The organism is Cryobacterium sp. MLB-32 (genome assembly GCF_000738085.1).
In the GTDB taxonomy this organism is placed as follows: Bacteria; Actinomycetota; Actinomycetes; order Actinomycetales; family Microbacteriaceae; genus Cryobacterium.
Map to the genome: position 1 here is coordinate 1 of NZ_JPRS01000163.1, position 25,236 is coordinate 25,236.

Here is a 25,236-nt window from a genome sequence, read left to right on the forward strand (position 1 = left end):
ACCTGGTCCCGAAACATCGGGGGTGATCGTGCCAGTGCGAAGCTGCTCGGCAATGCGGCGAACAAGGTCTGTTTTGCGTTCGGAGTGCCGTTGGTAGGGAAAAGACACGCGCACGATCGCCCATCCGACGTCAGCGTGCTTGATCAGGTCTTCGGCATCGCGTTTAGTGACGCCGTACCAGTCCGTTCGAGCGTCACCGTCATCGGTCTCAAGGTAGGGACCTTGCCTGTCACCCTCGAAGACGTAGTCAGTGGACACCTGCACGAAATGCTTTCCTGCTCTGGCGCATGCGCGGGCGATGTTCCCCGCTCCGTGGACGTTGATGCGGTAGCACGAGCCGTCCTTGTCGCCGCTTTGTTGCCGGGCCCCGGACACATCCGTGTAGGCGGCGAGATTGATGATCACCGCAGCGGGTGTCGCCGAGACGGCGGCCTCCACTGCCGCTTGGTCGGTGATGTCGACCGCCAGCGGATCCCAACCGAGCTCAGGGAACAATTCCTTCGCCCGTCGGCCGACCATTCCCGTTGTGCCCGTGGCTGCGACGAGTGGCAGTCCATACGAGGCTTCGATCATGCGGCCAGTCTAGATCTCCAGCAACAGCCCGGATCCGCGCCGTCATCCAACCGCTGCCTCAGTGGGCAGAATCGTGAGTCGCCACGACTTCATACAGCCACCCCGGGGAAAGCGGTGGTCTGCCGGGACGACCGAGGGCGCGAGGTGCTTAGCGCAGCAACGGCAGCTGGATGCTGGAGGTGTCGCCGACCGTGAGATTCCCCGGAACACGTGTCCCGGAGGAGAAGAGCATAGTTGAACCCATGAAAGGCACCATGTTCCTCGCTGCGATAGCGACCACGGTAATCCTGTCTGGTTGCTCCGGCACCCCCGGGAGCGACTCCAACCCCACCGCCTCCACCAGTGAAGCTCTTAGGTCCTCCGCGCCGCCTGAACCGACTGGAGCTGGGCCGTCAACTCCCACATCCAGCCCCGGCGCGGACGCAACGTCCGAGGCGCTGCCTACAGACCCACTCGATCCAGTCACGGTCTATGCACTCTGCAAAGCCCAGACGATCACCTATGTCTGACAGTCACCACCCGCCCTATGTGTCGGAGATGCTCGTATCAGCGGTGGGCTGTGGACGGTTCATGCGGTCAGCAAGAACGATCGCCAGGACTGCGAGCAGCACGGTGCCACCAATACGGACGAGACTGTCCAGGCTCAGCAGAGCGTTGATGAGGACGATCGCGCCTTCAGTCGTTCCGAGCGCACCGAGGACCTGCGTCACCAACCAGGATGCGGACACTGCGGCCAGGGTCCAGGCGGGTACCCAATTCCACGGGGACGGCACGACACCGAGGCGGCCTATTTGCATGACGGCGACAAGCGCGAGAAGGAACTGGACGAACACGTTGACATAGGCGAATGTCATGACGGCGGTCGGCGCCGTGTCGAACGAAATTGACGAGGACACAACGCCGGCCAGCGCCAGATCCAGCAACAGCCACACGGCGAGCACGGTCAGTGCCGCCGTTCCAAGGGGGCGGCGGGCGGTGATGCTGCCGGCCCCACGAATGCCGAAGGCGAAGATGAGCAGGGCAGCGGAAAACAGGACTGTGCTGAGGGTGCCTCCGCCCGGGACCACTGCGATCGCGGGTTGGGAAACCCTGATCACGATCGATGCGAGGAACAACATCCCGCCCAGGAACCACGCTCTCGGCGCGTTACTCGTGGTGCGGGCGAAAACTCCGATGTCAGCCATACTCGCCCAGTGTACTCAGGTCCTTCACAAGTCCCGGTCAGAGTTCATTTATCTGGATTCGTCCATCTCGCGACGGTGTCCGAGTCGGAGGACGAGCACCATCAACGTGTCGTCCTGAATCTCGTAAATGATGGGGTAGCCGCCCGTTCACACCCGCCACTCGCCAGAGCCGCCGACGAGGTGAATCGCTTGGGACGGTCGGGGACTCTGGGCCAAGAGATCGATCGCTGCCTGAATTCTCCGGCGGACCTGCAGATCGAACGTGCGCAACTGCCGTGCAGCAGCTGGCGCGATCCTCACCGAGTAGGTCATGCGCGGCCGCGGTCTGTCTTTATTTAGTCCCAGGGAGTTGGTTCGTTTTTTGTCCGTCGCAATTCTTCGCGTGATTCCTCTGCGGCACGACGAGGTCCGTCCCAGCTCATCTGGCTAGGCTCAGTGCTGGTTCCCGATACGACTCATCGCGAACACGTCTCGTCGCCGTACCCCACAGAGGATTGAGCCATGCCCATGAAAACAATTGTGATCACCGGTGCGAGTGACGGAGTCGGCGCGGCCGCAGCGCGCAAACTCCACGCGGACGGGCATACCGTCGTGATTGTGGGCAGATCCCCCGAGAAGACCCAGACCGTGGCCGGGGAACTCGGAGCGAAGTACTACGTGGCGGACTTCTCCGATCTCAGCCACGTGCGTGAGCTGGCCGACCGCCTGAAAGCGGATTATCCCCGCATCGACATTTTGGCCAATAACGCCGGCGGAATTTTCGGCTCCCGGAACAAGACGGTGGACGGCTTCGAGAAGACCCTCCAGGTCAATCATCTGGCACCGTTTTTGCTCACCAACCTTCTGCTGGACACCTTGCTTGCCTCGCACGCCTCGGTGATCAACACCTCGAGCGTCGCTGCCCGAATCTTCGGAAAGGTCGACCTTGACGATCTCAACAACACCTCGAGGTACTCCGCAAACAAGGCCTACGGCGACGCGAAGCTGGAGAATATCTTGTTCGCCAAGGAGCTGCACCGTCGTTTCCACGCCGAGGGGATGTCCGCGGCCGCGTTCCACCCGGGCAACGTTTCCACGAACTTCGCCTCCGACACCACAAGCCTGATGCGTTTCGCCTATCACTCGCCGCTGAAGCGGCTCACGGGCATGATCAGCCCCGACCAGGGTGCACAGAACCTGGTGTGGATGGCCGAAGGCACGCCCGGCACTGACTGGGTTTCCGGCGGATATTACGAGAAACGGAAGGCCGCCATCACGAATAAACAGGCGGATGACGCAGACCTGGCCCGCCGACTGTGGGACATCAGCGCGGATCTGGTGGGGATATCGGCCGGAAGCAGCAACAGCCGCTGAGCTTGCTGCCTGTCACGGGCGTCGGTCGCACGGACCGACTCAAACCGCTGCGCGTCCGCGTGCCTGAGACCGGTGGAATCGAGCAAGATTCGGGTGGCGCAGTAGTTGGCGTCGCACCCCTGGGCGGCGCATCCGTCCCGCATATGTGGGCCGTTCGACGCACGGTTGTCGTGCACGGCACAGGGGATGTCGCACCGGTGGTCGACTGCGACCGCCTAGCGTTCGGGTGGCTTTTCTGCATAGAGTCAGAGGTGACAGCCCCGCGCTGTCGTTGAGGGCGGTCGTTCCAGCGAGACAGGTGGGAGGCGCATGCTGTGGCAGATGCCGAATCCGCGCCGGCGCGCGCGCACTCGGGCGGTGTCCCGATCCGGCACGGGCGGCTGGCGCGCCATGGTCCGTTTGCGGCCGTGGCCTCTTCTCTCCTCATCGCGCTCGGTGTCGTTCTGGTCAGCGGTGGCACGCTCGCCGCTGTTGCGGCGTGGGACATCGCGAGCAGCGTGAAGCCCGGCGTGCATCTGCAACACGTCGCTCAGGGCGCCGGTCAGGCGGATACCTCCGCCTCCGACCTGAGCGCCATCGTCGGTGGCGTCAACCTGCTCCTGACCGGAACGGATACGCGCACCGGCCAGGGCGCAGCATTCGCCTCGAGCGCTGATTTGGCGGCAAGCTCCGGCACCGGAAACAACGACGTCACCATGCTGCTGCACATTTCCCAGAATCATCAAAGCGTGAGCGTGATCAGCTTTCCCCGAGACCTGATGATCGCCGTCCCTGCCTGTCCGCAGCCGGGCGGCGGCACCGCGGCGGCATCCAGCAGGGTGATCCTCAACTCCACCTTGGCGCGCGGCGGGCTCGCCTGTGTGGTTCTGACGATCGAGAAACTCACCGGCCTGCACATTCCGTTCGCGGCTCAGATTAGCTTCGAGGGGGTGGCCGCAATGTCCGACGCCGTCGGCGGTGTCACCGTGTGCGTTGCCTCGCCCATCGACGACGTGTACACGAACCCGCCCCTGCATTTGGCGGCCGGCCAGCACGACATCGTCGGTGACGAAGCCCTATCCTTCTTGCGCAGCCGGCATGGCGTCGGCGACGGAAGCGATCTCGGCCGCATCAGCAATCAACAGGTCTTCATGGCTGCCCTGGCTCGAAAGGTCGAAAGTGGCGGCGTTCTCGCCAATCCGATCACGCTTTTTTCGCTGGCCAAGGCAGCGACCACCAACATGGTTCTGTCGGACACGCTGACGAATCCCACCACGCTCGCTCAAATCGGACTGGCCCTGAAGGACACGGGCCTTGTCAACATGACCTTCCTGCAGTACCCGACCGTGGCCGACCCGCGGGACGCGAACCGTGTCGTGCCGCAGGCGGCTGGCGCCGAGATTCTGAACGCCGCGTTGGTCGGTGACAAGGCCCTGCACCTGAGCGGCGCGCCAGGGCGAGCCGCCGTGGAGGCCGCGCCGGCCAGCGCCGACCCGGCTGTGCCGGACACGGCAGCGCCGACGGCGACGGCGACACCGACTGCGACCAGCGCCGACCCGTCGGCATCCGCTTCACCCGGTTCCGCAGGGGAGGCGGTGCTTCCGGCGACGATCACGGGCCAGACCGCGGCGCAGAACACCTGCAGCAAGGGGTCCTGACCGTGCCCGAGAAGCGGGACGTTGTGGAGCCTGAAGGAATTGAACCCCCGACAGCCTGTCAGACAGGTGCTCTACCACTGAGCTAAGGCCCCGCGGGATTCGGATCCTGGGTGCTGCATCACCCTATCGAGGCGAGGGACACGTCGGTCACCCCCGGTTCGGGGCAGAACCAATCAGGGGTGTCCCGACTCGGAAGGCGTGCCAGCTTCTCGCTGAGGCCCCGCCCCGGCGGAGGGCATGAACCTGCGTGCGCCACGGGTGGAAACGCCTACCGAATGGGTGTTCGTGGGGCTTGGTGATCCGGTTCAGGCGAGCATTCAGCGCGGCTACGAGGACCTGTTGAATTTTCTCGTGACCGACCAGGGCTCGACCAACGGTGACGCCTTTGCCGTGTTGGGTGCAGTGGGGCACTCCCGCCTGGTGGCCCGACCGGATCGAGCTCACCGGACCCGCTGCATCCGATGTCGGCCGTCGGCGCCGTCACCGTGCACCGCCTGCCCACGAGCGTGTTGTAGTACCTGCCTTCCCGGCGAGGCGGGTCGCCGGGAAGGTGAACGCCTCCTCGGTCGGGCTGCCGTGGCACCGTGATACGTTGCGGGAGTGACTGACACTGTCTCTGCTCTCCCGGAACCCCTGCCGACAGGCTGGGTGCGCCTGGACCGCACCGGCTGGTGGAGCTCCTTCGTCACGGTGCCGGGATACCTTGTGCTGGTGATTTTCCTGCCCTTCAACGTCGGCTCCATGGTGGCCCGCGCGATGGATCTCTCGCAGTGGTGGGGTCTGCTGATCGCGCTCGCCGCTGTCGTGCCACTGTTCCTGGCTCTGTACCTCGTGCACCGGTTGCGGTACCCGCAGCCCTGGGTCAACTTCGATACCGGAGAGCTGCGGGTGGGCCGCCGGGTCGTGCCCCTGTCCGAGGTGACGTGGGCCCGCCTGGACGCGCTCGATCGGCGGCGTACCCACAACCGCATGCTCACCCTCCGGTTCGGCGCCGAGGCCGGGCCGCGGGCATCCGTTCGCCTGCGCGCGTGGAACGGACGCACGCCCTCCCGAGAGGTCACCGAGGTGCTCGCGGGTCTGGTGCGGCGCTCCGGCATCGCGGTGCCGGAGACCCCGAACGACCCCACGGGACGGTTCGCGCGCTACAACTTTCCCGGGTCGCTCGGTCGTGAAGACGCCCTCGAGGTGGTGCTCTCCCCGCCCACGATCGATCAGCCCGCGCCGGTGCAGACCGCCTGACGCCGGCGGTCTGAGCGGTGTGCCTCCGCACAGCACAGTCTTATGCGATGGGTGCACCGGCCTCACCGCACCCCATTGAAGATTGCGCTGCGATGAGTAAGAATTCATCTCAGAACACTGACGTCATTCTTTGGTGGGAACAGTTGGATCGAGACATCGAGTTACTGATCAGGCCGGGATCGACCCGGGGTGACTATCGGGTCGACGTGGTTCGCGCGCCCACGAGCGGGCGCCCGAGCGGAACGCTGCACCTCGATGTGGACGCGATCCTCGACCGGTTGCCGGAGCTTGAGCTGACGGTTCTGGCATCCGCTGCCCACGGGCGTCGGGCGATCCCGGTTCAGGAGCAGCCCCTGCACGACGTGGGGAAGCAGCTTTTCGAGGCTCTGTTCTCCGGGTCGATCAGCGCCGCTTACCACGCCAGTCAGGGAGCGGTGCAGCAAAGCGGACAGCAGCTGCGCCTCGTGTTGCGGCTCGCCGCCCCGGAACTGGCCGCACTGCCGTGGGAGACGCTCTACGACCCGGAAGACGAGTCGTACCTGTGCCGGCGCGAATCGCTGCTGCGGCACATTCCCGCGAGTGACTACAACCCCAACCCGATGGAGGTCGACCCGCCCCTGAGGGTGCTCGGGATCGTCGCCGCGCCGCGCGACCTGCCCCCGCTCGACACGGATGCCGAGAAGCTGCACCTCACCGAGGCCCTGACGCCGTCCGTGCAGGACGGACTCGTCGAGCTGGTATGGGCGCCCGAGGCAACCTGGGACGGTATTCAGGCCGAGCTGCGCAATGGTCCCTGGCACGTGGTGCACTTCATCGGCCACGGCGACTATGACGTCAGCGGCAACGAAGGGCGTGTGGCCCTGGTCTCGCCGCAGGGCCGGTCCCACATGGTGGAGGCGTCGGGGCTCGCCGACCTGTTGCGGGAGGCCAGCCCCAGCCCGCGGCTTGTCGTGCTGAACTCCTGTTCCTCGGGGGAGTCGGGACAGGAAGACCTGTTCTCCGCATCCGCGGCCGCCCTGGTGCGCGGCGGCATCAGTGCCGTTGCCGCCATGCAGTTCACGGTGAGCGATGGTGCCGCCATTGCCTTCGCACGTGGATTCTACGGCGCGATTGCCGCGGGCCGTGAGGTTGACGAGGCGGCCGGAAGCGGCCGTCGGTCGATCCTGGGGCTTGGACGCACGCTCGAGTGGGTGACTCCTGTGCTCTACGTTCGCGGGGGATCCACCCGGTTGTTCACGATCGCCCGGCCGGCGCGACGGGTGGTCTCGCCCGTGACACCGCCCGAGACCGCGCCGATGTGGGAGGGCGCGCTCCGGCAGTCCACGTTGCGCGCGATGTACATCGAGGCCAAGGCGAAAGCCCGGATCCAGGACTACCTCGCTGCGCTCTCGCTGCTGGACGATGTGCTCGAACTCGATCCAGACTTCCGCGAGGCGGACGATCTGCGAAACACCGTTCGGGGCAAACAGGCGGCGGCGCAGAACTATCGAGCGGCGCGCGAGGCGGAGGAGGCCGGGGACTGGGCCGCGGCCATCCGTTGGTACGCCCGAGTCGAGAATGACGCGGTCTACCCCGACGCGGCGCAGCGCCGTGTGGCCAGCGAGATGTGTCTGCAGGTCAGTGACCTGCAGAACGAGCTGCGGTACCACGCCGACGAGGGCAACTGGCAAGCCGTGCTCGAGGTCGACGCGCAGCTGCGAGAGCTGAGCTCGACGGATGCCAACCTGACGGGCTCGCAGACCGCGCGCGGCAGTCGCTGGCACAATCGGAGCGGCCCGTGCCCGGTGACGTGCAGCTAGCGGCCAAGCCCGAGGCGGAGCTCGAGCCGGAATCGGAGCCGCGGCACGATCAGGTCCCGCCTCCTGTCCCGCCTTCGGTGCCACCTTCGGTGCCACCTTCGGTGCCACCTTCGGTGCCACCTTCGGTGCCACCTCCGGTGCCACCTTCGGTGCCACCTTCGGTGCCACCTTCGGTGCCACCTCCGGTTACACCTCCGGTTACACCTTCGGTCCCGCCTTCGGTGCCACCTTCGGTTACACCTTCGGTCCCGCCTTCGGTCACGCCTTCGGCGCCACCAGCGGTGGTGCCGTCCGAACCGAACTCGGAGGCGCCCCCGCCGACATCGAGCCTCGCATCGCCTTGGAGGCGCCCCGAGCCGCGACCGGTGGCCGTCACGACTGGTGCGTCCCCAGCGTCCCCATCAGACCCAGCAGTCCCAGCAGACCGGTCGGAGTCGGAGTTCGAGCCCCTCGTGGTGTTGCGTCACCCGGCGGCCGTTCGCGCGGTGGCCTACAGCCCGGACGGGTCGCGACTCGCGACCGGGTGTGATGACAAGATGGCGCGTCTCTGGACCGCGTCGACGGGACAGCAGCTGCTCCAGCTCAAGCACGAGGGGTGGCAAGCCTGGGTGAATGCCGTTGCCTTCAGCCCCGACGGCGGGCGACTGGCCAGTGGATGCGACGACCGGGTCGCGCGAATCTGGGATGCGTCGAGCGGTGATTCTCTTCTCAGCGTGAAGCATGCAGGCTGGCTGACCCGGGTGTACGCGGTCGCGTGGAGCCCCGATGGTACCCGGTTCGCCACATCGAGCGACGATAAGTCTGCGCGCATCTGGGACGCGATGACCGGCGCGGAGCTCGTCAAGGTGCAGCACAGGGCCCTGGTCTCGGCGGTGGCGTTCAGCCCCGATGGCGCGCGGCTGGCAACGGGCAGTTACGACAACTCCGCTCGCGTCTGGGACGCATCCACCGGTGCGCTGGTGCAGGAGGTGAGTCACGACGGCCTCGTCTCGGCAGTGGCGTTCACCGCCTTCGGCTCGCGTCTGGGCACCGGGAGCTACGACGGAACCGCGCGGATCTGGGATGTGGCCACTCGCGAACAGCTGCTGCAGGTGCGTCACCCCCGGTCGGTCTCGGCGGTGGCGTTCAGCCCATCCGGTTCGCGCCTGGCGACCGGCGGCTCCGACAGATTCGCGCGGCTCTGGGATTCGGTCAGCGGCGAACAGCTCTGGGAAGGGCGTCACGATGATCTCGTCGCGGCCGTTGCTTTCAACGATGACGGTACGGAACTGGCCACGGGGAGTTACGACACAATGGCGCGCCTCTGGGACGTTTCCGGGCTGTGACGCGCCACACCTCAAGGGAGAACAGCATGGCTCAGCTCGTGGAATTCCCACTCGCACGTGGGGGCGTCGTGCTCGTCGAGGCGACAGCGCCGACAGGCGGTGTGATGACCCGCGGAATGGACGGTGCAGGGGTCTTCGCGCGGGCCAGACAAAGCTTTGAGGACGCCGTCGGCAACATCACCCCGGCCGTCGAGGGGGTGATCGACCAGCTGCTGGCGCTCGCCGAGCGGCCAGACGACGTATCCGTCACCTTCGGCCTTGACCTGCACGCCGAGGCCGGTGCGTTCATCGCAGCGGCCTCGACAACGGCGAACTTCACGGTCACACTCACCTGGCACTCCACGCGCGCCCCCGGCCCGAACGAACCCGGCGCCTAACCCCGCTCGGATCCTCGCTGGTCGAGGCGCGACGGAGGAGCGATCGAGACCCCGCGAGCCGATTCTCTGACTCGAACCGGGCGGCTCCGTCAGGCCGGCGGGGCGGCCACCGCACTGAGCTCGGCCAGCACCCGGCGAACGGATGCCCGCGCGAGCGTCTCCGGGCGCGACAGCGCGTCGATCTGCCGGCCGACCCGTAAATCCGTGAAGGGTCGCAGCACGATTCCCGACCCCGCCGTTGGGGCCATCGTGTATCGCGGCTGGAGGGCAATCGCCGCGCCGCCGGCCACGATCGACGCCGACACGAAGAACTCGTTGATGCGGTGTGTCACCCGCAACGGGCGTCCAGCTGCCGCCGCGACGACATTTACGGCCTCGCCGAGGGGATAGCCCTCGTGCCCCGCAATCCAGGGCTCGTCGGCCACATCGGCAACTGACAACGATTCCCGCGACGCGAGCGGATGCCCCATCGGGAGTGCCACATCGAGCGGCTCGTACAGGAGCGGCGTCACGGTCACTCCCTCCGGCCAATAGGGGTCGTGCGGCACCCGGTGCGCGATCACGAGGTCGTACTCCGACACCAGCTGGGCAAAATCCGAGCGGGCTACATCTTCGTCGCCGCAGCTGACCGGCGGGCCGCCCGCTGCGCCCAGCCGGGCAATCAACGGTGCAAACCAGGCCAGCCCCGCGCTGTGAAACGCCGAGACGCGCACGAGAGTGGCCGGATCGGAATGGAAGCGCGCCACGGCCTCCTCGGCCTCGGCCATCGCCGTCGACACGTGTGCGGCGGCCGCGGCGAGTGCGCGCCCCGCGGCCGTGAGCACCAGCCGGCGCCCGCTCTTTTCGGTGAGCGGCACCCCGACGCGTCGCTGCAGGGCGGAGAGCTGCTGGCTTACGGCCGACGACGAGACGAACAGCGCCCGAGCCACCGCGGCCACACTGCCGCGTTCCCCGAGTTCGCGCAGCACGGCTAACTGATGCAGATCCATAAGTAAATGCTAAAGCATTCGTTCATAATAAGCCGCCTAGACTTAAGCAATGCCAACCGGAAGCATGAGACCATGACCTCATCCGGGCTCCTCGGGCGCTATCGCGTCGACGCCGTACTGCTGCTCGTGGCGATCGTCTGGGGCGGCAGCTACCTCAGCGCCAAGGTGCTCACCGAACAGGCGAGCGTGGGCGCCGTGCTCGCGCTGCGCTTTCTCGTGGCCGCCGCCGCTCTCTACGTCGTGTGGCTTGTGCGCCGGGAGCGCCGCCCCACCCGCGGAGAGCTCGCGGTGGGCGTGCTGCTCGGCGGCACCCAATCCGCCATTCTCTGGCTGGAAACCCTCGGAGTGGCGTTCACCTCGGCCACGAACGCTGGGCTGATCATCAGCCTCACCATCATTCTCACGCCCATCCTCGAATCCGTGGCGCGCCGGCGGTGGCTGCCCCGCCCGTTCTTCATCGCCGCGGTGCTGGCGGTCGTGGGCGTGGCCCTGCTGGTGTCCGGGAACGGGTTCCACGCACCGAACGTGGGCGACCTGCTGATCCTCGCCGCTGCCTCGTGCGCTCCGTGCACGTCACCATGGTGGGACACCTCACGCGCGGGCGTCGCTACAGCACCATCACCCTGACGCTCATCCAGGCCGTCGTGGGGGCCGTCATCTTCACCGCAGCGGATGTGCCGGGCCTCGTTCACGCCGTCACGAACTTCGGGTGGGCGGCGTGGCTCGGGGTGCTCTACCTCGGGCTGGCCTGCAGCGTGTTCGCGTTCCTCGCGCAGATGTGGGCGATTCGTCGAACGTCGGCCGCCCGAGCGAGTCTGCTGATGGGAACCGAGCCGGTGTGGGCGGTGCTGGCCGGCGTGACGATCGGGGCCGAGACGCTCGGAATCGTGGGCGGCATCGGTGCTGTTCTCATTATCGCGAGCACTTTTTGGGGCCAGCGCGTGGAGGCCGCACACCGGGCACGGGTCGACACGGCCGAGCCTCGGCATCCGCTGCCCGTGGGCTGAAGCGCTCATTCGCATGAACCTCCCCGTTCGGGGGGTGTACGCTCAGTCCACACGGAAATCCGTGGACAGAGAAAGGCCTGTTATGAATCTCTTGCTGATCATCGTCATTGTCGTCGCCGTTGTGCTTCTCATCACGGGCGGGTTCGTGCAGTCCCTGCAATTCCTGCTGTACGTGGGGCTCTTCCTCGTGGTGATCGCCGTCATCGCGTTCCTATTCCGCGCGATCTCCGGTCGCCGCCGCTAGTCGCCGGCGAGGGGGCGTCCGGGAAACGGACGCCTCCTACCGACCCCGTCGAGTAGCACGTTGGCGCCCCGGGTCGCCGTGGCGTCGGACGTCGCGGGCTAGAGTGTGACGGGTGCGAGCTCAGGGCGCTTCGCGGAGCGCCCGTCGCCGGACGACCGGCCGCTGAGGCGGCGGCCGATCCAGGGCAGCACGTGCTCGCGATAGTACGCGGGGGTACGCACCCGGCTGCTCGGTTCGGGGGCTGCTGCACCGGCGAACTCCGGGGGTACGGCTGCGCCGAGCGCGGCGAGCACGTTCGCGGCGACCCGAGCATGGCCGAGTGCGTTGAGGTGCAGACGATCGGGTGACCAGTAACGTGCCCCCGTCAGTTCGGGATCCAGCCAATTGTCGACGTAGGTGACGCCGGGGCGTTGCGAGAACGCCGAGCGCGCGGCATCCGCCAGTCGGTCGCCGCGGCGCTGGATGAGCGTGCCCAGTGGGAGGTGCTTCGTGGGGTTGGCGCCGGTGAGCATCAGCACGTGCACGCCCTGGGAGAGGGCGCGCTCGACGACCTGATCGAGGAGGGCCACGACTCCCGCGATTTCGACCTTGGGCCGCATCACGTCGTTGCCGCCGCCGCAGAGTGAGAGCAGGTCGGGTGTGAGATCCATCGCAGGTTCGAGCTGGCCCTCCACGATCGGGCGCAGCAGCTTGCCTCGGATCGCCAGGTTGGCGTACGAGAACGGGGCGACGGATGCGTCGGTCGCGGCTTCCGCGGCGAGGCCGAGTGCCACGAGGTCGGCCCAGCCGCGCAGCCCGCCGGAGGGCAGGTCGTCGCCGACACCCTCCGTGAAGCTGTCGCCCATGGCGACGTAGCGCGCGAAGGGTGCGCGCCCGACGCTACTCGGCGTCGGGTGCCTCGGGAGAATGTGCCTCGGCAGCGGGTGCTTCGGCCTCCGCAGCGGCCGCGGCGGGGGAGTGCGAGTCGGGCGCGGTCGGCAGGCCGAGGCGCGCGGTGAGCGCATCGCGGGACTGCTGTGCGGCGCGGCGAACCTCCACGTCGGGGTCGCGCAGGCGCTGCACGATGGTGGGAAGGTGCTCGGCCGTGCCGAGAGCGGCCAGCGCGTGCACCGCGGCGGCACGAACACGCGGAACCTCGTCGGTCGTGAGGCGCACGAGGCGCTTCAGCGCGTGAAGCTTGCGCTGCAGGATGACCTTCGCGCACATCTCGCGCACTCGCCAGGACTGGTTGTCGAGGCCTCCGATGACGGCCTCGTTGGCCGTTTCGCTCCACACGTACATGAGCGCGCGGGCGCCCCAGAGCTCGGGCCAGTACACCGACGGGGCTCCGTCGAGAATGCCCTGGGCATGCTCGCCGCCCACGTACAGCAGGAAGTCTTCGCCCGCGTTCTCACCCTTCAGGAGGGCGATGGAACGTTCGATGACCGCCGGCTCTCCGTATCGCTTGACCGCCGCTGCGAGGCGGTCGGCAATGGGGAGATCAACGGGAACGATGGGTTCTGAAGAGGAATTCTTGCGCATTTGTCTTAACGGTACCAAGTAGCACGGCTCCCGACGAATAATCTGGGGACTTTCCGCGGGCCACAGCGCGGGAGGGCAGGAGTCTGCGCGGGCGATGGGGCGGAAGTTGGCATGTCGTGGGGGCGATGGGGCAGAAGTTGGCTTGTCGAGCGCGAGGTGCCACCTTGTGCCCCATGGGGCGCGTGCAGGCCTCGCGAGTCGCCATGTTGTGCCCCTTGGGCGCGAGCGATGGGGCGGAAGTTGGCATGTCGTGGGGGCGATGGGGCAGAAGTTGGCTTGTCGCGGGGCGGCGGGGTCAGGCGAGAACGGATGCCACGGCATCCGGTCTCTGCAGGTCGGCCGGCGCCGTGAGCGTGCGTTCGAATCCGTAGGCGCCTTCGTACACGCCGTAGTTGCCGATGTCGGTGTAGCCGAGGCTGCGGTACAGGGCGAGTGCTTCTGGCTGCGCGTAGCCCGTTTCGAGGCGCACGCGCGCGAAGCCGAGATCGCGGGCAAGCCGCTCGAGCTGAGCGAGCACGATGGTGGCATGGCCCTGACGGCGGTAGTCCGGGTTGGTCCACATGCGCTTGATCTCGGCGGTGTCGGCGCTGTAGCGGTGGATCCCGCCGCCGGCGACAGTGTGCTCACCGTCGCGCAGCACGAGGAAGCCGCCGTGGGGCGCGTCGAACTCGGACGCGCCGATCTCATCGACCGAGTCGCCGGCACCCTCGCCGTAGCGAGCGTTGTATTCGAGGCGGAGTCCAGCCAACAGAGGGGCAGCTTCGGGGGAGGTGAGGCGAACGAGACAAAATTGCACGTAGACCATTCTGCACGACGCAGCCGGGAAACAGCTGGTCGTAGGGGCGCATCGGGCCGGTCGGCAGCGCGCGCCCCTAAACTCGTAGCGTGTCAGTTAACCCAGACCTGCAGGGGCGTGTCTTTCCGCCCGTCGCGCCGTACCTCGTGGGCCGCGAAAAAGTGCGCGAGTTCTCCCGCGCCGTCTTCGCCACCCACCCCATCAACCATGACCCGGAGGCTGCACGCGCGGCCGGCCATGCCGACGTTGTGGCGCCGCCCACGTTCGCCGTGGTCGTGCAGGAAGCCACGCTCGCCCAGCTTCTCGCCGAGCCGGACGCCGGAATCGACTTCACCCGGGTCGTGCACGGTGACCAGCGCTTCACGTACACGCGTCCGATCGTGGCCGGCGACGAGCTGACGGCCACACTGTCGGTCACGAGCATTAAAAGCCTCGGCGGCCACGCCATGGTGACGGCCGTGTCCACGATCGTCGATTCCTCGGGCGCACACGTTGTGACCGCCACGTCCACCCTCGTCGTCAGGGGAGACGAATGACCCCCGAATTTGATTCACTCGTTGTCGGCGAACAGGTCGCGGAGGCGAGCTTCACCCTCACGCGCGATTCCCTCGTGCGGTACGCCGGGGCATCCGGTGATTTCAACCCCATTCATTACCGCGACGACGTGGCCGTGTCGGTGGGTCTCGCTGGCGTGCTCGCGCATGGCATGCTCACCATGGGCTTCGCCGTGCAGCCGGTTGTTGACTGGGCCGGAGACCCCGCCCGGGTGATCGACTATCAGGTGCGCTTCACCCGCCCGGTTTTTGTCGATCCGGTCGAGGGCGCACTCGTGACCGTGGTCGCCAAGGTGGGTGCTCTCGAAGCGGATGCCCGAGTGGCCCGCCTCGACCTCGTGGTCTCGTTCAACGGCCAGACGGTGCTCGGCAAGGCGCAGGCGCGCGTCAGCCTCTCATGATTCTGCCGGTACCGCTGTCCGAGCTGACGACCATGCGTGTGGGGGGTCCGCCCAGTGCGATGGTCGCTCCCGCCACCGAGCAGGACCTCGTGAACGAGTCGCTCGTCGTGTGGGCCATGGACGAAGAGTGGATGCTTCTCGGCGGCGGCTCGAACACGGTCGCGAGCGACGAGGGGTTCGAGGGCATCGTGATTCACGTGGTGACGCGCGGAATCGAACGGCTCGCCGCCGACGGCTCCGACGCGGTGCGGCTGCGCGTGCAGGCCGGCGAGCCCTGGGACGAGCTCGTGGCGTACACGGTGGCGCACGGCTGGGCCGGAATCGAGGCACTCTCGGGCATCCCCGGATCCTGCGGCGCGACCCCGGTGCAGAACATCGGCGCGTACGGCCAGGAACTCTCTGACAGTCTCTCCGCCATCGATTTCCTCGACTACGAGACGGGCGAGGTGCGCCGTATGGAGGCGGCCGAACTCCACCTCGACTACCGCACCTCCGTGCTCAAGCAGGGCCTGCGCGGCGTCGTGCTGGCGATCGAACTCGACCTGCGTGACACGGGTGGTGACTCGGGCGTGGCCGTGAGCGAGCCGGTGGCCTACGGTCAGCTGGCATCCGCTCTCGGTGTGGACATCGGCGCCCGGGTCGGCCTCGAGACCGTACGTTCCACCGTTCTCGGCCTGCGCGCGGCCAAGGGAATGGTGCTCGACCCGAACGACCCCGACACGTTCAGCGCCGGCTCCTTCTTTACGAATCCGATTGTCACGGAGGCGTTCGCACGCACCCTGCCGGCGGCGGCCCCGCGGTGGGTGCTCGTGCCCGAGCTGCCCGACCGCGTCATTCCCCTCGACGAGTACGCCGGTGTCGGCCCGATGCCGGGCGTGGATGACGTTCGCCCGGTGAAGCTCAGCGCCGCCTGGCTCATCGAGCACTCGGGGGTGCGCAAGGGCTTCCGGCTGCCGGGTTCGCGGGCCGCGATCTCCAGCAAGCACACGCTCGCGCTGACTAACACGGGCGGGGCATCCGCTGCCGAGATCGCGGAACTGGCCCGGTACGTGCTGGGCCGGGTGCAGGCCGAGTTCGGCGTGAACCTGCAGCCGGAACCCGTTCTCGTGGGCCTCGAACTCTAGCCCTGAGCCTCGCGCCCTGACCCCCGAGCCTCGCGCCCTGAGCCCTGAGCCCTGACCCCTGAGCCTCGTGCCCCGCGGCACTCGTCTGGTCGCTCGGCACTCGTCGAAACGAGTGCCGGTCCGCCAAGCGAGTGCCGCGGAGCTTCACCGGTGGTGTGTGGGGCGCACCTCTAACCCGCGCGGCGCGCCGCGGCGGCGATCCCGGCCACCACGAGCGTCAGTCCCACGGCGATGATGCCGCCGAGCAGCCAGAATGTGGGGTCAGGGGGAGCGGGCAGCAGTTGCGCCACGAGCACGTACACCGCACAGGCGAGCAGGACGGCACCCCAGACGATGGGCGCGAACCGGGGCCGGCGGCGCGGGGCGGTACGGGTCGGCCCGGTGTCAGCTGGGGCCGTGTCGGCGGGGGCAGTGTCTGCCGGGGTGGTGCCGGCTGGTGTGGTGCTGGCCGGGGCCGCGCCGGCCGGGGCTGCGCTCGCTGGGGCAGTGTCGGCCGAGGCAGTGGATGCCGCGGAGGGGGTGGCGTCGATGGGCGTCGCATCCGTTCCAGTGGAGAACGGGCGGGTTCCGGGAGTTGGCTGGTCGCCGGGCAAGGTCGTCATGGTGGGTGTCCTAGCGGCTCGTGGTGCTGTCGGGTTCGATGATCGTGACCTGGCCGATGGACGACCAGACGCGGATCAGCGGGAGGGTCACGTTCGTTCCCCCGTTGAAGGTGCGTGTCTCATTGAGAAAGAGGCCGCTCTGTTCCTGGCCGCCCGCGGAGTTGAGGGTGGTGACGCCGCCGACGACCGCATGGGATTGCACCCGCACGGGTGTGCTGGCCGGAAGGAGGATTCGGGTATCGCCCAGTCCCACCCACACGTCGATGATGCGGTCGTCAACAAGCCGGTCATCCTCGAGCAGGCCGAGATCGATCGTCGCCTGGCCGGCTCCCAGGGCGTACCCGGGGTGGTAGTCGCTGGAGCTCGCGGCGGCGATTCGCCAGGTGGGATCGCCGGCCGCCACGAAGTCGGTGCCGGCCGGAAAGATACCGACGGCAACGAGTGAGACTCCGGCGAGGAGAGCAAGCCCGCTGAGGGCTCCGCCGCGACGGCCTCGGATGCCCGACACGATCACGCCGATGGCCATGACGCCGAGGGCGACGGCGAGTCCGATCGGGAGCGCGGAGGGCGAAGGCGCAGTAGTGGTTCCGGAGGCAATGATTCCGGCTGTCACGGCACCGGCGGCGAGGGCGAGCCCGAGCACGATCGCCGTGAAACCGGCCCCGGGAAGGCTCGCGTGACGGGCCGCGGCACGTTCTGCACGGCGAGCCTGCTGTTCGTCGCGACGGACGCGCTGCTGTTCCTGGCCGCGGCGGTACTGCTCGGTGGGCTGCCAACCCGACGCTGTCTGCTCCCAGTTCGACGACGTGGAGGTCGACGGGGGCGCGGCCACTGCGGTGCCCAGCATCTCCGGGCGGAGCGCGACTGAGCCGGTGGGGGCACTGCCCGCGAACGCGTTCCGTCCCGGGCCCGTAGCGGTATCGTGTGAGGCCTCCGGGACGCCGTCGGGGGCATTCGCTCGGCTGCCCGGTCCGCCGGGGCGCTGGTCCTTACCACGACGCACGATATAGATCACGAGCCAGACGATACCGACCGTGATGGCGATCGACCATGCCAGGCTGAAGAACACGGCGAGCCAGCTCGGCAGGATCCACCCCGTGTTGAGCCCTCCCCAATGAAAGCCCTGTGCGAAGGAGAAGGCGGTGGCCACGAGAAGCACGACGCTCGTAACGGTTGGGGCCGTGAATCTGCCACGCACGGCCTCCTCGACATGGATGCGACCCGACGTGTCGGGGAGAAGTGCCCAGCCGAGGGCATAGGCGAAGAAGGCCGGGCCGCCCACGATGGCCAGCACGATGGCGATTCCGCGCACGATCAACGGGTCGAGGCCGGTACGACGGGCGATCGCGCCGCAGACGCCGAGCAACCACCGGTCCCGGTCACGGTTCAGGCCGGAGAGGCGGATCCAGGTGAAGAAGCGCGTGAGCTGGTCGCGCCAGGCGGGGGCGTCCTGCGCCGTCGGCGGAGTGTTCGGTGTATCGGTCATGGTTCAACCGTGGCAGCACAACGGAGTCGAAACCATGGGGCATCACCCTGATTCGTCCCTGACTTCGACGACGCACCGGCTCGGGGATCGACCCGGCATGCTTTGATAAGAAAGTGAGAACAGAGCGGATGTCCCGGCCGAGGTTGCGCCTCATCGGGGGTGTCTGCGTCGGTTTCGCCGAACACACCGGGCTTGACGTGGGCCCAGTGCGTGTCGCCGCGGTGCTGCTCGCGTTCTGTGGCGGTGCCGGAGTGCTGTTCTACGCCTGGCTCTGGGCCACCACGCCGAGTGCTTCCGCGGGCCTGGGTTCGGTGCTGCCCAAGGCGAGCCTCACTCGCGCCGCGGTGACGGCTTCGGCCCCCGCTCCGGCCGGAGCGGGTTCAGCGAACACCCGGGCCGTCCCGGCTGCCGACGCACCCCGCACGGCGCCCCTCCCGGGCATCGTTCTCGGGGTGGCTCTGCTCGTCACCGGAACGGCGCTGCTGGCCAACCGGCTGGGTGCCAATATCTCGTTCGCCCTGGCCATCCCCACGGTCGTGGTGCTCGCGGGCGTGTATTTCGCCTGGCGCCAATTCGCCGACCTGCGCAGCGGCGCGGCCCGCAGCTCCTCTGCTGCCCTGATACGCACGTTGGGCGCGCTGCTGCTGACGGCCGTCGGCATCGTGCTGTTTTTCGTGACCGGTGCCAACCCGAGCATCTGGACCGTGCTCGCCGCCGCTGTGTCTGTGCTGCTCGGGCTCGCCATCGTCACGGCGCCGTGGTTCATTCGGCTCTCGAGCGATCTCGCCGACGAACGGGCGGCCCGCGCGCGTGAGGCCGAGCGCGCGGACATCGCCGCCCACCTGCACGATTCAGTGCTGCAAACGCTTGCGCTCATTCAGCAGAAGGCCGGCCCGCACAGCGAGGCCGCCCGGCTCGCGCGAGCGCAGGAGCGCGAGCTACGGGAGTGGCTCTTCATCGGCCCGAACGACGAGCGTGTGGATCTGGCGACTGAGCTGCGTCGGGCCGCGATCCTGATCGAAGCGGACTGTGCCGTGCACTTCGACGTGGTGACGACGGGGGACGTTCCCGCCGAAGCGCCGGAGCCCCTGTTGGCCGCTGCCCGCGAGGCCATGTTCAATGCGGCGAGGCACGCGGGCGGCACGGTGTCGGTCTACCTCGAATGCGGCCGCGACGGCACACAGCTCAGCGTGATCGACCGTGGGCCCGGGTTCCGACTCCACGACGTTCCCGACGACAGGTTCGGTGTGCGCGAATCAATTCTCGGTCGAATGCGTCGCGCCGGCGGCACGGCCGCTGTAGGCCCGGGGCCGGGTGGCTCCGGCACCGAGATTGTGCTGAGCCTCCCCGCCATTCCCATCGACTCCACTCGAGAGCAGGCTCACTGATGACCGACTCATCGTCCCCCACCGCCGTGCCGCTCTCGGTCGTGATCGTCGACGACCACTCGATCTTCCGTTCCGGGCTGCGCGCAGACCTCGACTCCGGCATTCGTGTGCTGGGCGAGGCCGCCACGGTCGACGACGCGATCGCCCTGGTGATCGATGTGCAGCCCCGCGTGGTGCTTCTCGACGTGCATCTGCCCGGCGGGCGGGGCGGCGGAGGCGCCGAGGTGATCCGCGCCGCCGCGCCGGGAGCCCCCGAGACCTCGTTCCTCGCGCTGAGCGTGTCCGATGCGGCGGACGATGTGGTGACTGTCATCCGGGCCGGCGCGCGCGGCTACATCACCAAAAGCGCCTCGGGAGCGGAGGTATCCCATGCCGCACGCCGGGTGGCGGAGGGCGACGCCGTCTTCTCGCCCAGGCTCGCGGGGTTCGTCCTCGACGCTTTCGGGGCAGTGGCGGGCGAGACAGCCGTCGCGACGGAGGAACTGGACCGGCTCTCAGCCCGGGAACAGCAAGTGATGCGACTCATCGCCCGGGGATACTCGTACAAGGAGGTGGCCGGCAGCCTGTTCATTTCCCCGAGAACCGTCGAAACGCACGTGTCCGCAGTGCTGCGCAAGCTGCAGCTGTCGAGCCGCCACGAACTCACGGCCTGGGCGCTTGAGCACAAACTCCTCTAATCCCCGTCTGGCGAGCTCTCGGCGTGCCGGGTGGCCGCCGCGATGCCAGCCACCACCAGGATGACGCCGAGCGCGAGTACCGCGCCGAGCAACCAGAGCGCCGGATCGAGTGCGCCAGGCGCGACGCTCTGCACGGTCTTGTAGACGGCGAAGACCAGCAGCAGGAGTCCCCACACGATCGTCGAGAACCGTGGACGTCTCCGCGGTGAAGCGGATGCCGCGGTGGGCGTTGCATCTGTCATGGTGTGTTCTCTCCCGTGCTGGGCGGACTGATGATGGTGACCTGGCCGACGAAGGATCGAATGTGCACGACGGTCGGCACCCGCCTGTTATTCGAATTGAACAGGCGGGCGTCCTGCAGGAAGATTCCCTGCTGGTCCTGCCCGGCCTGGGGGCCCGTGTAGGTCACGGCGCCGACGAAAGCGCTCGTATCAATCAGCACGGGCGCGTAGGCGGGCAGTATCACGCGTGTTTGTCCGACCGCCGCCCAGACATCGATCGATTGAGACGCGGTGCTGCGCATGAACGTCATGGGCCCGTCGTCCAGAGCGGACAGGTCAAGGGTCGCCTGACCGACGAGCAGCGCGTACGAACTGGTTTGGTCGACGGCCGTCGGAGCAGACACCGACCAGGTGGGACTGCCGATGAGCACGAACTGCACGCCGGTCGGAGCGACTCCCGTGATCAGCAGCGCCAGCACCGCGAGAAAGGCGTAGCCGCTGAGCGCGCCGCTTTCGCGCCCGCGAAACCCCGCTGCGATCATTCCGAGCGCGATCACGCCGAGGGCAACAGAGAGCCCGAGGGCGAGCGCCGCCGGCGACCAGACGCCGGCGGTGAAGATCAGTGCCGCGACCGCACCGCACATCAGCGCGATGCCGAGCACGATGGCCGTGAATCCCGCGCCGGGTCGACGCGCCCGCCGAGCGGCCGAGCGCTCTGCCTGGCGGGCGCGGTACTGCTCCTGGCGGATGCGGTTCTGTTCCTGGCGGGCCGCATTCTGGTCGACCGTACCCTGCCAGGTGCCTGAAGGGGACGGCGTCGCGGCATCCGTCGACTCACGCGGTGCGGCCGTCATCGCCGGCGTCGCGGTGACGGCAGGAGGAGGTTTCTGTGCCAGGTAGACCACCAGCGCCACAATGCCCCCGATGATGAGCACCGACCAGACGACCGTGAATGTGGTCGCGAGCCAGCTGGGCAGCCCCGGGGCGCTGGAACCGGCATTCCACCAGTACGCCGGCGAGAACGGCACGAAGGTGGTCAGAAGGAGGATGCCGATCAGGATCATCACCGGCTCGAAACGGCCGCGAATGGCCTCTTCGGCGTGAATGCGGCCGTCCGAATCGGGCAGTAGCGCCCAGCCCACGGCGTAGGCGAAGACCGCCGGCGCACTGAGCAGCACGAGGATTACGGCGATAAGTCGCACGACAAAGGGGGGTAGGCCGGCGCGCGCGGCGAGGCCGCCGCAGACGCCGGCGATCCATCGGTCCTGGTCGCGCACGATTCCGGCGGAGCGGATGGCGTCAAAGAAGCGGGTGACGCGGTCCGCGGGTGGCGCGGGAGCACTGTTCGGCGCATCGGTCATGCACTGAGTGTGGCACCGCCAGTGCATTGTGGCGAGGGGTCGGTCACCCGGTGATGTCAGCGATCCTTGCGGATCCAACGGAAGGTGAGGCGGCTGAGTACGAGGCCGACCACGAGCCAGAGCGCGAGCGCGGCAGCCACCCACGGCATGTCCCACTGGCCGTTTTGCTCCGCGGCGGCGAAGCTGTCAGGCAGGAAGATCGACCGCATGCCCTGCGCCATCCATTTGAGGGGAAAGACGCTGGCCAGGTTCTGGATCCAGTCCGGGAGGTTGGTGAATTGCAGGTAGACGCCCGAGATGAACTGAAGAATCAGAACGATCGGAGCAACAACGGCCGTGGCGCTTTTCCCCGAGCGCGGCAGAGCCGAGAGAGCGATGCCCAGGAGGGCCGACGTGATGATCGCGAGCAGGAACACCCAGGCGAAGGTGAGCCATTTCTCCGGGGCGGAGGGCAGATCGATGCCGAGCCCAAAACGGGCAACGAGCAAGAGGAGGCCTGCCTGCAGGACGGCGGTGACGAAGACCTGGCCGATCTTCCCGATGAAGTAGCTCATCGGGGAAAGCGGGGTGCCGCCAAGCCGTTTCAGCGTGCCGTCGCTCTTCTCGCCCGCAATGTCGACGGCGAGGTTCTGCACCCCGGAGAGTAAGAGCCCCGCGGCGAGCATGCCGGGCAGGTAATAGGCCCCCACGCTGACCCCGCCCGTGCCGTCGGGGTTCGCGCCGATGTTGCCGGCGGAGCTGAAGGCCGCCGTGAATATTCCGAGCATGACGAAGGGGAAGAAGAACGTGAAGAAAAGGGCGTCCGGGGAACGGAAGTAGATCCGGGTCTCATAGCCGATGCGGGAGACCCCGGTCGTGAGCGTGTTCATGCCAGAACCTGCCGAGGCGAGCGGGTGCTCCCGACATCGTCCGCGCGGGCGTGCGCTGCCGCCTCGGCATCGTGGCCGCGCACGAGAGCCAGGTATACGTCTTCGAGGCTCGGGCGGATCACTTCGAGATCTGTCGGTTCGGCGCCGTCGAGCGAGCGCACGAGATCCGCCACGAGGCGGGCAGGCTCGGCCGTTCGCTTCTCCCGCTCTGCTCCCGTGGAATCCTTCCAGCGCACGAGCGGAATCCGCGCGTCCGCGCCACCGATCTCATCGATCGTGCCGCTGTCGATGAGCTGTCCCCCGGCGATGATTCCCGCCCGATCCCCCAGCTGGGCGGCCTCGTCGAGGTAGTGCGTGGTGAGCAGAATGGTGGTGCCGTCCGCTTTCAGGCTGCGGATCAGATCCCAGAACTGATGCCGGGCTTCGGGGTCGAACCCCGTGGTCGGTTCGTCGAGGAAGAGCAACTCGGGGCGTCCGATAATGCTGAGCGCGACATCCACTCGCCGCCGCTGGCCGCCCGAGAGCTTGCTGATGCGGGTTGTTGCCTTGTCGCGCAGGCCGGCCGCGTCGATGACCTCATCGACGTTGCGGGGGTGCGGGTAGAAGCTCGCGAAGTGCCGGATCTGCTCGGTGACGGTGACATTGCCGGACTCGGTACCCGACTGGAGCACGATGCCGAGTCGGGCTTTCCACGCGAGGTTAGCGTCACGCGGGTCGATTCCCAGCACGCGCACCTCGCCCCCGTTGCGGTCGCGATAACCCTCAAGGATCTCGATCGTGGTGCTCTTGCCTGCACCATTGGGGCCGAGAAGGGCGAACGTCTCGCCAGCCGCAATGGAGAAGCTCACGCCGTTCACGGCGACGAAGTCTCGGTAGGACTTCTGCAGGTCCTGCACGAGCACCGCCGGGTCTGTGATTGTCATGGTTCCACAATCCCAGCCGCAGCCGTGTCGCGCCACCCTTCGTCCGGTTCATTTCGACAACGACCGATCGACGGATGCCGGTGCCCGACCGGCGTGGCCCAGGCGGCTAGGCGAAGAGGCGCTGAAGGCGCTGAACGCCTTCGAGGAGTGCGGCATCGCCGAGCGCGTAGGAGAGACGCAGGAACCCGCTCGGGCCGAAGGCCTCACCCGGTACGGCAGCTACCTCAACCTGGTCGAGGATCAGGTCGGCGAGTTCCAGAGACGTCTGCGGGGTCACGCCGCCCCATTCCCGGCCGAGCAACCCCGTCACGTCGGGGTATACGTAGAACGCGCCCGTCGGCGTGGGCGTGATGACGCCGGGAATCTTGTTGAGCTCCGACACGATGAGCTTGCGCCGGCGGTCGAAGGCGTCGTGCATGTCCCGCACGGCCTCCTGCGGCCCGTTGAGTGCGGCGATTCCGGCACGCTGGGAGATGTTTGACACGTTGGACGAGAGGTGGGACTGTAGGTTGGCCGCGGCCTTGATGGCATCCGCCGGGCCGACCATCCAGCCGAGACGCCAGCCGGTCATGGCATAGGTCTTCGCCACGCCGTTCACGAGGATGGTGCGGTCGGCGAGCGCGGGAACGGCCTCCACGATCGAGATTGCACGTGCTCCGTCATAGGTGAGGTTCTGGTAGATCTCGTCGGAGATCACCCAGAGGCCGTGTTCCTCGGCCCACTCGCCGATGGCGCGGGTCTGTTCGGGGGAGTAGACGGCCCCGGTGGGGTTGGACGGTGAGACGAACAACAGAACCTTGCTGCGGGGGGTTCGTGCCGCCTCGAGCTGCTCAACGGTCACGAGGTAGCCCTGGTCGCTGCCGGCGAAGACGTTGACGGGAACGCCGCCGGCGAGGCGGATCGCCTCGGGATAGGTCGTCCAGTACGGGGTGGGCACGAGAACTTCGTCGCCTGGATCAAGCAGTGTGGCGAAGGCCTGGTACACGGCCTGTTTGCCACCGTTCGTGACGACGACCTGGCTGGGCGACACGGCGAGGCCGCTGTCCCGCAGGGTCTTGGCCGCAATGGCCTCCCGCAGCTCGGGGAGTCCGGCTGCCGGGGTGTAGCGGTAGTTCTTCGGATCATGCACGGCCGCCAGGGCCGCCTCGACGATGTGTGCCGGAGTGACGAAGTCCGGCTCGCCTGCCGCGAAGCTGATCACCGGTCGGCCGGCCGCTTGCAGGGCCTTGGCCTTTCCGTCGACTTTGAGGGTCGCCGACTCTGCAATGGAGCCGATCCGAGTGGAAATTCGCTTGAGTTGGTGTGCCACGCTACGAGCATACGGGGAGGCGGCAATGTTGGGCCTGAAAACCCGTGGGGAATCTGCCTCAACCCGCCCGAGGTGGCCTCAGCTTTACACTCGGCCCTGCGTGCCATAGACTTGATCGAGGTAGTTGAACTCTGCCATGCTTTTCTGCGCCTTTTTCTGGTACAGGCAGGCGTGCGGCGTTTACTCCATAGGGTGGTGGCTCAATTGGTAGAGCAGCGGTCTCCAAAACCGCAGGTTGCAGGTTCGAGTCCTGTCCGCCCTGCAAGTCGGTGGTCAC

27 protein-coding genes, 2 tRNA genes and 1 pseudogene are annotated in these 25,236 nt (G+C 67.5%); 15 read left to right on the plus strand and 15 right to left on the minus strand.

All coding sequences use genetic code 11. From position 1 onward, the window contains the following. From JF66_RS21830 to JF66_RS25145, 3 genes and pseudogenes are all read right to left on the minus strand, one after another. The coding region (locus JF66_RS21830) for a sugar nucleotide-binding protein (protein WP_156109816.1) at positions 1-573 on the minus strand (573 nt) is incomplete at its 3' end. 524 nt (positions 574-1,097) lie between these two features. Continuing rightward, positions 1,098-1,757 (minus strand): hypothetical protein, encoded by a 660-nt coding sequence (locus tag JF66_RS14415; RefSeq protein WP_051973566.1) that lies wholly within the window; start codon positions 1,755-1,757, stop codon positions 1,098-1,100. A gap of 48 nt (positions 1,758-1,805) precedes the next feature. Then, positions 1,806-1,892, minus strand: a pseudogene (locus JF66_RS25145) (type II toxin-antitoxin system RelE/ParE family toxin); the annotation flags it as partial. Positions 1,893-2,258: 366 nt separating this feature from the next. Here JF66_RS25145 and JF66_RS14420 point away from each other — a divergent pair. Beyond that, a complete protein-coding gene (locus tag JF66_RS14420; RefSeq protein ID WP_197059425.1) occupies positions 2,259-3,110 on the plus strand; it encodes an SDR family NAD(P)-dependent oxidoreductase in 852 nt (283 codons plus the stop codon). A 314-nt stretch (positions 3,111-3,424) separates the two neighbouring features. Then, entirely contained in the window at positions 3,425-4,747 is a 1,323-nt protein-coding gene (locus tag JF66_RS14425; RefSeq protein ID WP_035879165.1) for an LCP family protein, read from the plus strand. A gap of 24 nt (positions 4,748-4,771) precedes the next feature. Here JF66_RS14425 and JF66_RS14430 read toward each other — a convergent pair. After that, positions 4,772-4,839 (minus strand) — tRNA-Gln (locus tag JF66_RS14430). Between the two features lie 508 nt (positions 4,840-5,347). On the opposite strand from JF66_RS14430, the gene JF66_RS14440 reads away from it, so the two are divergent. The 4 genes from JF66_RS14440 (at position 5,348) to JF66_RS14460 (ending at position 9,487) form a co-directional block, all read left to right on the plus strand. After that, on the plus strand, positions 5,348-5,986 hold the full coding sequence (locus JF66_RS14440; RefSeq protein ID WP_156109817.1) for a hypothetical protein: 639 nt from the start codon (positions 5,348-5,350) through the stop codon (positions 5,984-5,986). Positions 5,987-6,078: 92 nt separating this feature from the next. Then, on the plus strand, positions 6,079-7,785 hold the full coding sequence (locus tag JF66_RS14445; RefSeq protein ID WP_035879168.1) for a CHAT domain-containing protein: 1,707 nt from the start codon (positions 6,079-6,081) through the stop codon (positions 7,783-7,785). A gap of 455 nt (positions 7,786-8,240) precedes the next feature. Next, positions 8,241-9,110, plus strand: coding sequence for a WD40 repeat domain-containing protein (locus JF66_RS14455; RefSeq protein ID WP_255351536.1), 870 nt, complete (start codon positions 8,241-8,243; stop codon positions 9,108-9,110). 26 nt (positions 9,111-9,136) lie between these two features. Continuing rightward, positions 9,137-9,487 carry a CU044_2847 family protein gene (locus tag JF66_RS14460; RefSeq protein ID WP_051973569.1) on the plus strand — a complete coding sequence of 117 codons (351 nt, stop codon included), beginning with the start codon at positions 9,137-9,139 and terminating at the stop codon, positions 9,485-9,487. Positions 9,488-9,576: 89 nt separating this feature from the next. Here JF66_RS14460 and JF66_RS14465 read toward each other — a convergent pair whose 3' ends face one another. Then, the gene (locus tag JF66_RS14465; RefSeq protein WP_035879169.1) at positions 9,577-10,476 is read right to left on the minus strand and encodes a LysR family transcriptional regulator; all 900 of its coding nucleotides are present in this window, start codon (positions 10,474-10,476) and stop codon (positions 9,577-9,579) included. A gap of 72 nt (positions 10,477-10,548) precedes the next feature. Here JF66_RS14465 and JF66_RS23715 point away from each other — a divergent pair, with 72 nt between their 5' ends. The 3 genes from JF66_RS23715 (at position 10,549) to JF66_RS23725 (ending at position 11,727) form a co-directional block, all read left to right on the plus strand. Next, positions 10,549-11,103, plus strand: a complete 555-nt coding sequence (locus tag JF66_RS23715) for a DMT family transporter (protein WP_197059426.1) — start codon at positions 10,549-10,551, stop codon at positions 11,101-11,103. Beyond that, a complete protein-coding gene (locus tag JF66_RS23720) occupies positions 11,055-11,483 on the plus strand; it encodes a DMT family transporter (RefSeq protein ID WP_197059427.1) in 429 nt (142 codons plus the stop codon). The genes JF66_RS23715 and JF66_RS23720 overlap by 49 nt, the downstream gene beginning before the upstream one ends. 82 nt (positions 11,484-11,565) lie before the next feature. Beyond that, positions 11,566-11,727, plus strand: a complete 162-nt coding sequence (locus JF66_RS23725) for a hypothetical protein (protein ID WP_197059428.1) — start codon at positions 11,566-11,568, stop codon at positions 11,725-11,727. Between the two features lie 98 nt (positions 11,728-11,825). On the opposite strand, the gene JF66_RS14475 is transcribed toward JF66_RS23725, so the two are convergent. The 3 genes from JF66_RS14475 to JF66_RS14485 form a co-directional block, all read right to left on the minus strand. Beyond that, positions 11,826-12,572 (minus strand): SGNH/GDSL hydrolase family protein, encoded by a 747-nt coding sequence (locus JF66_RS14475; RefSeq protein ID WP_035879170.1) that lies wholly within the window; start codon positions 12,570-12,572, stop codon positions 11,826-11,828. Between the two features lie 34 nt (positions 12,573-12,606). After that, on the minus strand, positions 12,607-13,248 hold the full coding sequence (locus tag JF66_RS14480) for a HEAT repeat domain-containing protein (RefSeq protein WP_051973570.1): 642 nt from the start codon (positions 13,246-13,248) through the stop codon (positions 12,607-12,609). A 295-nt stretch (positions 13,249-13,543) separates the two neighbouring features. Further along, the gene (locus JF66_RS14485) at positions 13,544-14,044 is read right to left on the minus strand and encodes a GNAT family N-acetyltransferase (RefSeq protein ID WP_197059429.1); all 501 of its coding nucleotides are present in this window, start codon (positions 14,042-14,044) and stop codon (positions 13,544-13,546) included. An 89-nt stretch (positions 14,045-14,133) separates the two neighbouring features. Between JF66_RS14485 and JF66_RS14490 the strand changes: the two genes are divergently transcribed. Genes JF66_RS14490 through JF66_RS14500 form a run of 3 tightly spaced genes read left to right on the plus strand, consistent with a single transcriptional unit; the run spans position 14,134 to position 16,123 of the window. After that, positions 14,134-14,580, plus strand: a complete 447-nt coding sequence (locus JF66_RS14490; protein ID WP_081882409.1) for a MaoC family dehydratase N-terminal domain-containing protein — start codon at positions 14,134-14,136, stop codon at positions 14,578-14,580. Beyond that, on the plus strand, positions 14,577-14,999 hold the full coding sequence (locus JF66_RS14495) for a MaoC family dehydratase (protein WP_035879171.1): 423 nt from the start codon (positions 14,577-14,579) through the stop codon (positions 14,997-14,999). Before JF66_RS14490 ends, JF66_RS14495 begins: the two co-directional genes overlap by 4 nt. After that, a complete protein-coding gene (locus JF66_RS14500; RefSeq protein WP_035879172.1) occupies positions 14,996-16,123 on the plus strand; it encodes a UDP-N-acetylmuramate dehydrogenase in 1,128 nt (375 codons plus the stop codon). The genes JF66_RS14495 and JF66_RS14500 overlap by 4 nt, the downstream gene beginning before the upstream one ends. A 170-nt stretch (positions 16,124-16,293) precedes the next feature. Here the strand turns inward: JF66_RS14500 and JF66_RS14505 are convergent, their stop codons facing one another. Then, the gene (locus tag JF66_RS14505) at positions 16,294-16,725 is read right to left on the minus strand and encodes a hypothetical protein (RefSeq protein WP_051973572.1); all 432 of its coding nucleotides are present in this window, start codon (positions 16,723-16,725) and stop codon (positions 16,294-16,296) included. A 10-nt stretch (positions 16,726-16,735) separates the two neighbouring features. Further along, positions 16,736-18,211, minus strand: a complete 1,476-nt coding sequence (locus JF66_RS14510; RefSeq protein WP_035879174.1) for a PspC domain-containing protein — start codon at positions 18,209-18,211, stop codon at positions 16,736-16,738. A 113-nt stretch (positions 18,212-18,324) separates the two neighbouring features. Between JF66_RS14510 and JF66_RS14515 the strand changes: the two genes are divergently transcribed. Continuing rightward, a complete protein-coding gene (locus JF66_RS14515) occupies positions 18,325-19,599 on the plus strand; it encodes an ATP-binding protein (RefSeq protein WP_231556443.1) in 1,275 nt (424 codons plus the stop codon). After that, positions 19,599-20,276 (plus strand): response regulator transcription factor, encoded by a 678-nt coding sequence (locus tag JF66_RS14520; protein WP_035879176.1) that lies wholly within the window; start codon positions 19,599-19,601, stop codon positions 20,274-20,276. Before JF66_RS14515 ends, JF66_RS14520 begins: the two co-directional genes overlap by 1 nt. Here JF66_RS14520 and JF66_RS14525 read toward each other — a convergent pair. From JF66_RS14525 to JF66_RS14545, 5 genes are all read right to left on the minus strand, one after another. Beyond that, positions 20,273-20,518: a hypothetical protein gene (locus JF66_RS14525; protein WP_156109818.1), complete on the minus strand. Its 246-nt coding sequence runs from the start codon at positions 20,516-20,518 to the stop codon at positions 20,273-20,275. The genes JF66_RS14520 and JF66_RS14525 overlap by 4 nt on opposite strands. Beyond that, entirely contained in the window at positions 20,515-21,858 is a 1,344-nt protein-coding gene (locus JF66_RS14530; RefSeq protein ID WP_035879178.1) for a PspC domain-containing protein, read from the minus strand. The genes JF66_RS14525 and JF66_RS14530 overlap by 4 nt, the downstream gene beginning before the upstream one ends. Before the next feature lie 56 nt (positions 21,859-21,914). Further along, positions 21,915-22,727 (minus strand): ABC transporter permease, encoded by an 813-nt coding sequence (locus JF66_RS14535; protein WP_035879179.1) that lies wholly within the window; start codon positions 22,725-22,727, stop codon positions 21,915-21,917. Then, positions 22,724-23,650, minus strand: a complete 927-nt coding sequence (locus tag JF66_RS14540; RefSeq protein WP_035879180.1) for an ABC transporter ATP-binding protein — start codon at positions 23,648-23,650, stop codon at positions 22,724-22,726. The genes JF66_RS14535 and JF66_RS14540 overlap by 4 nt, the downstream gene beginning before the upstream one ends. 106 nt (positions 23,651-23,756) lie before the next feature. Continuing rightward, entirely contained in the window at positions 23,757-24,959 is a 1,203-nt protein-coding gene (locus JF66_RS14545; RefSeq protein ID WP_035879181.1) for a pyridoxal phosphate-dependent aminotransferase, read from the minus strand. Positions 24,960-25,148: 189 nt separating this feature from the next. Here JF66_RS14545 and JF66_RS14550 point away from each other — a divergent pair. Then, positions 25,149-25,221, plus strand: a tRNA-Trp gene (locus JF66_RS14550). Positions 25,222-25,236 lie beyond the last annotated feature (15 nt).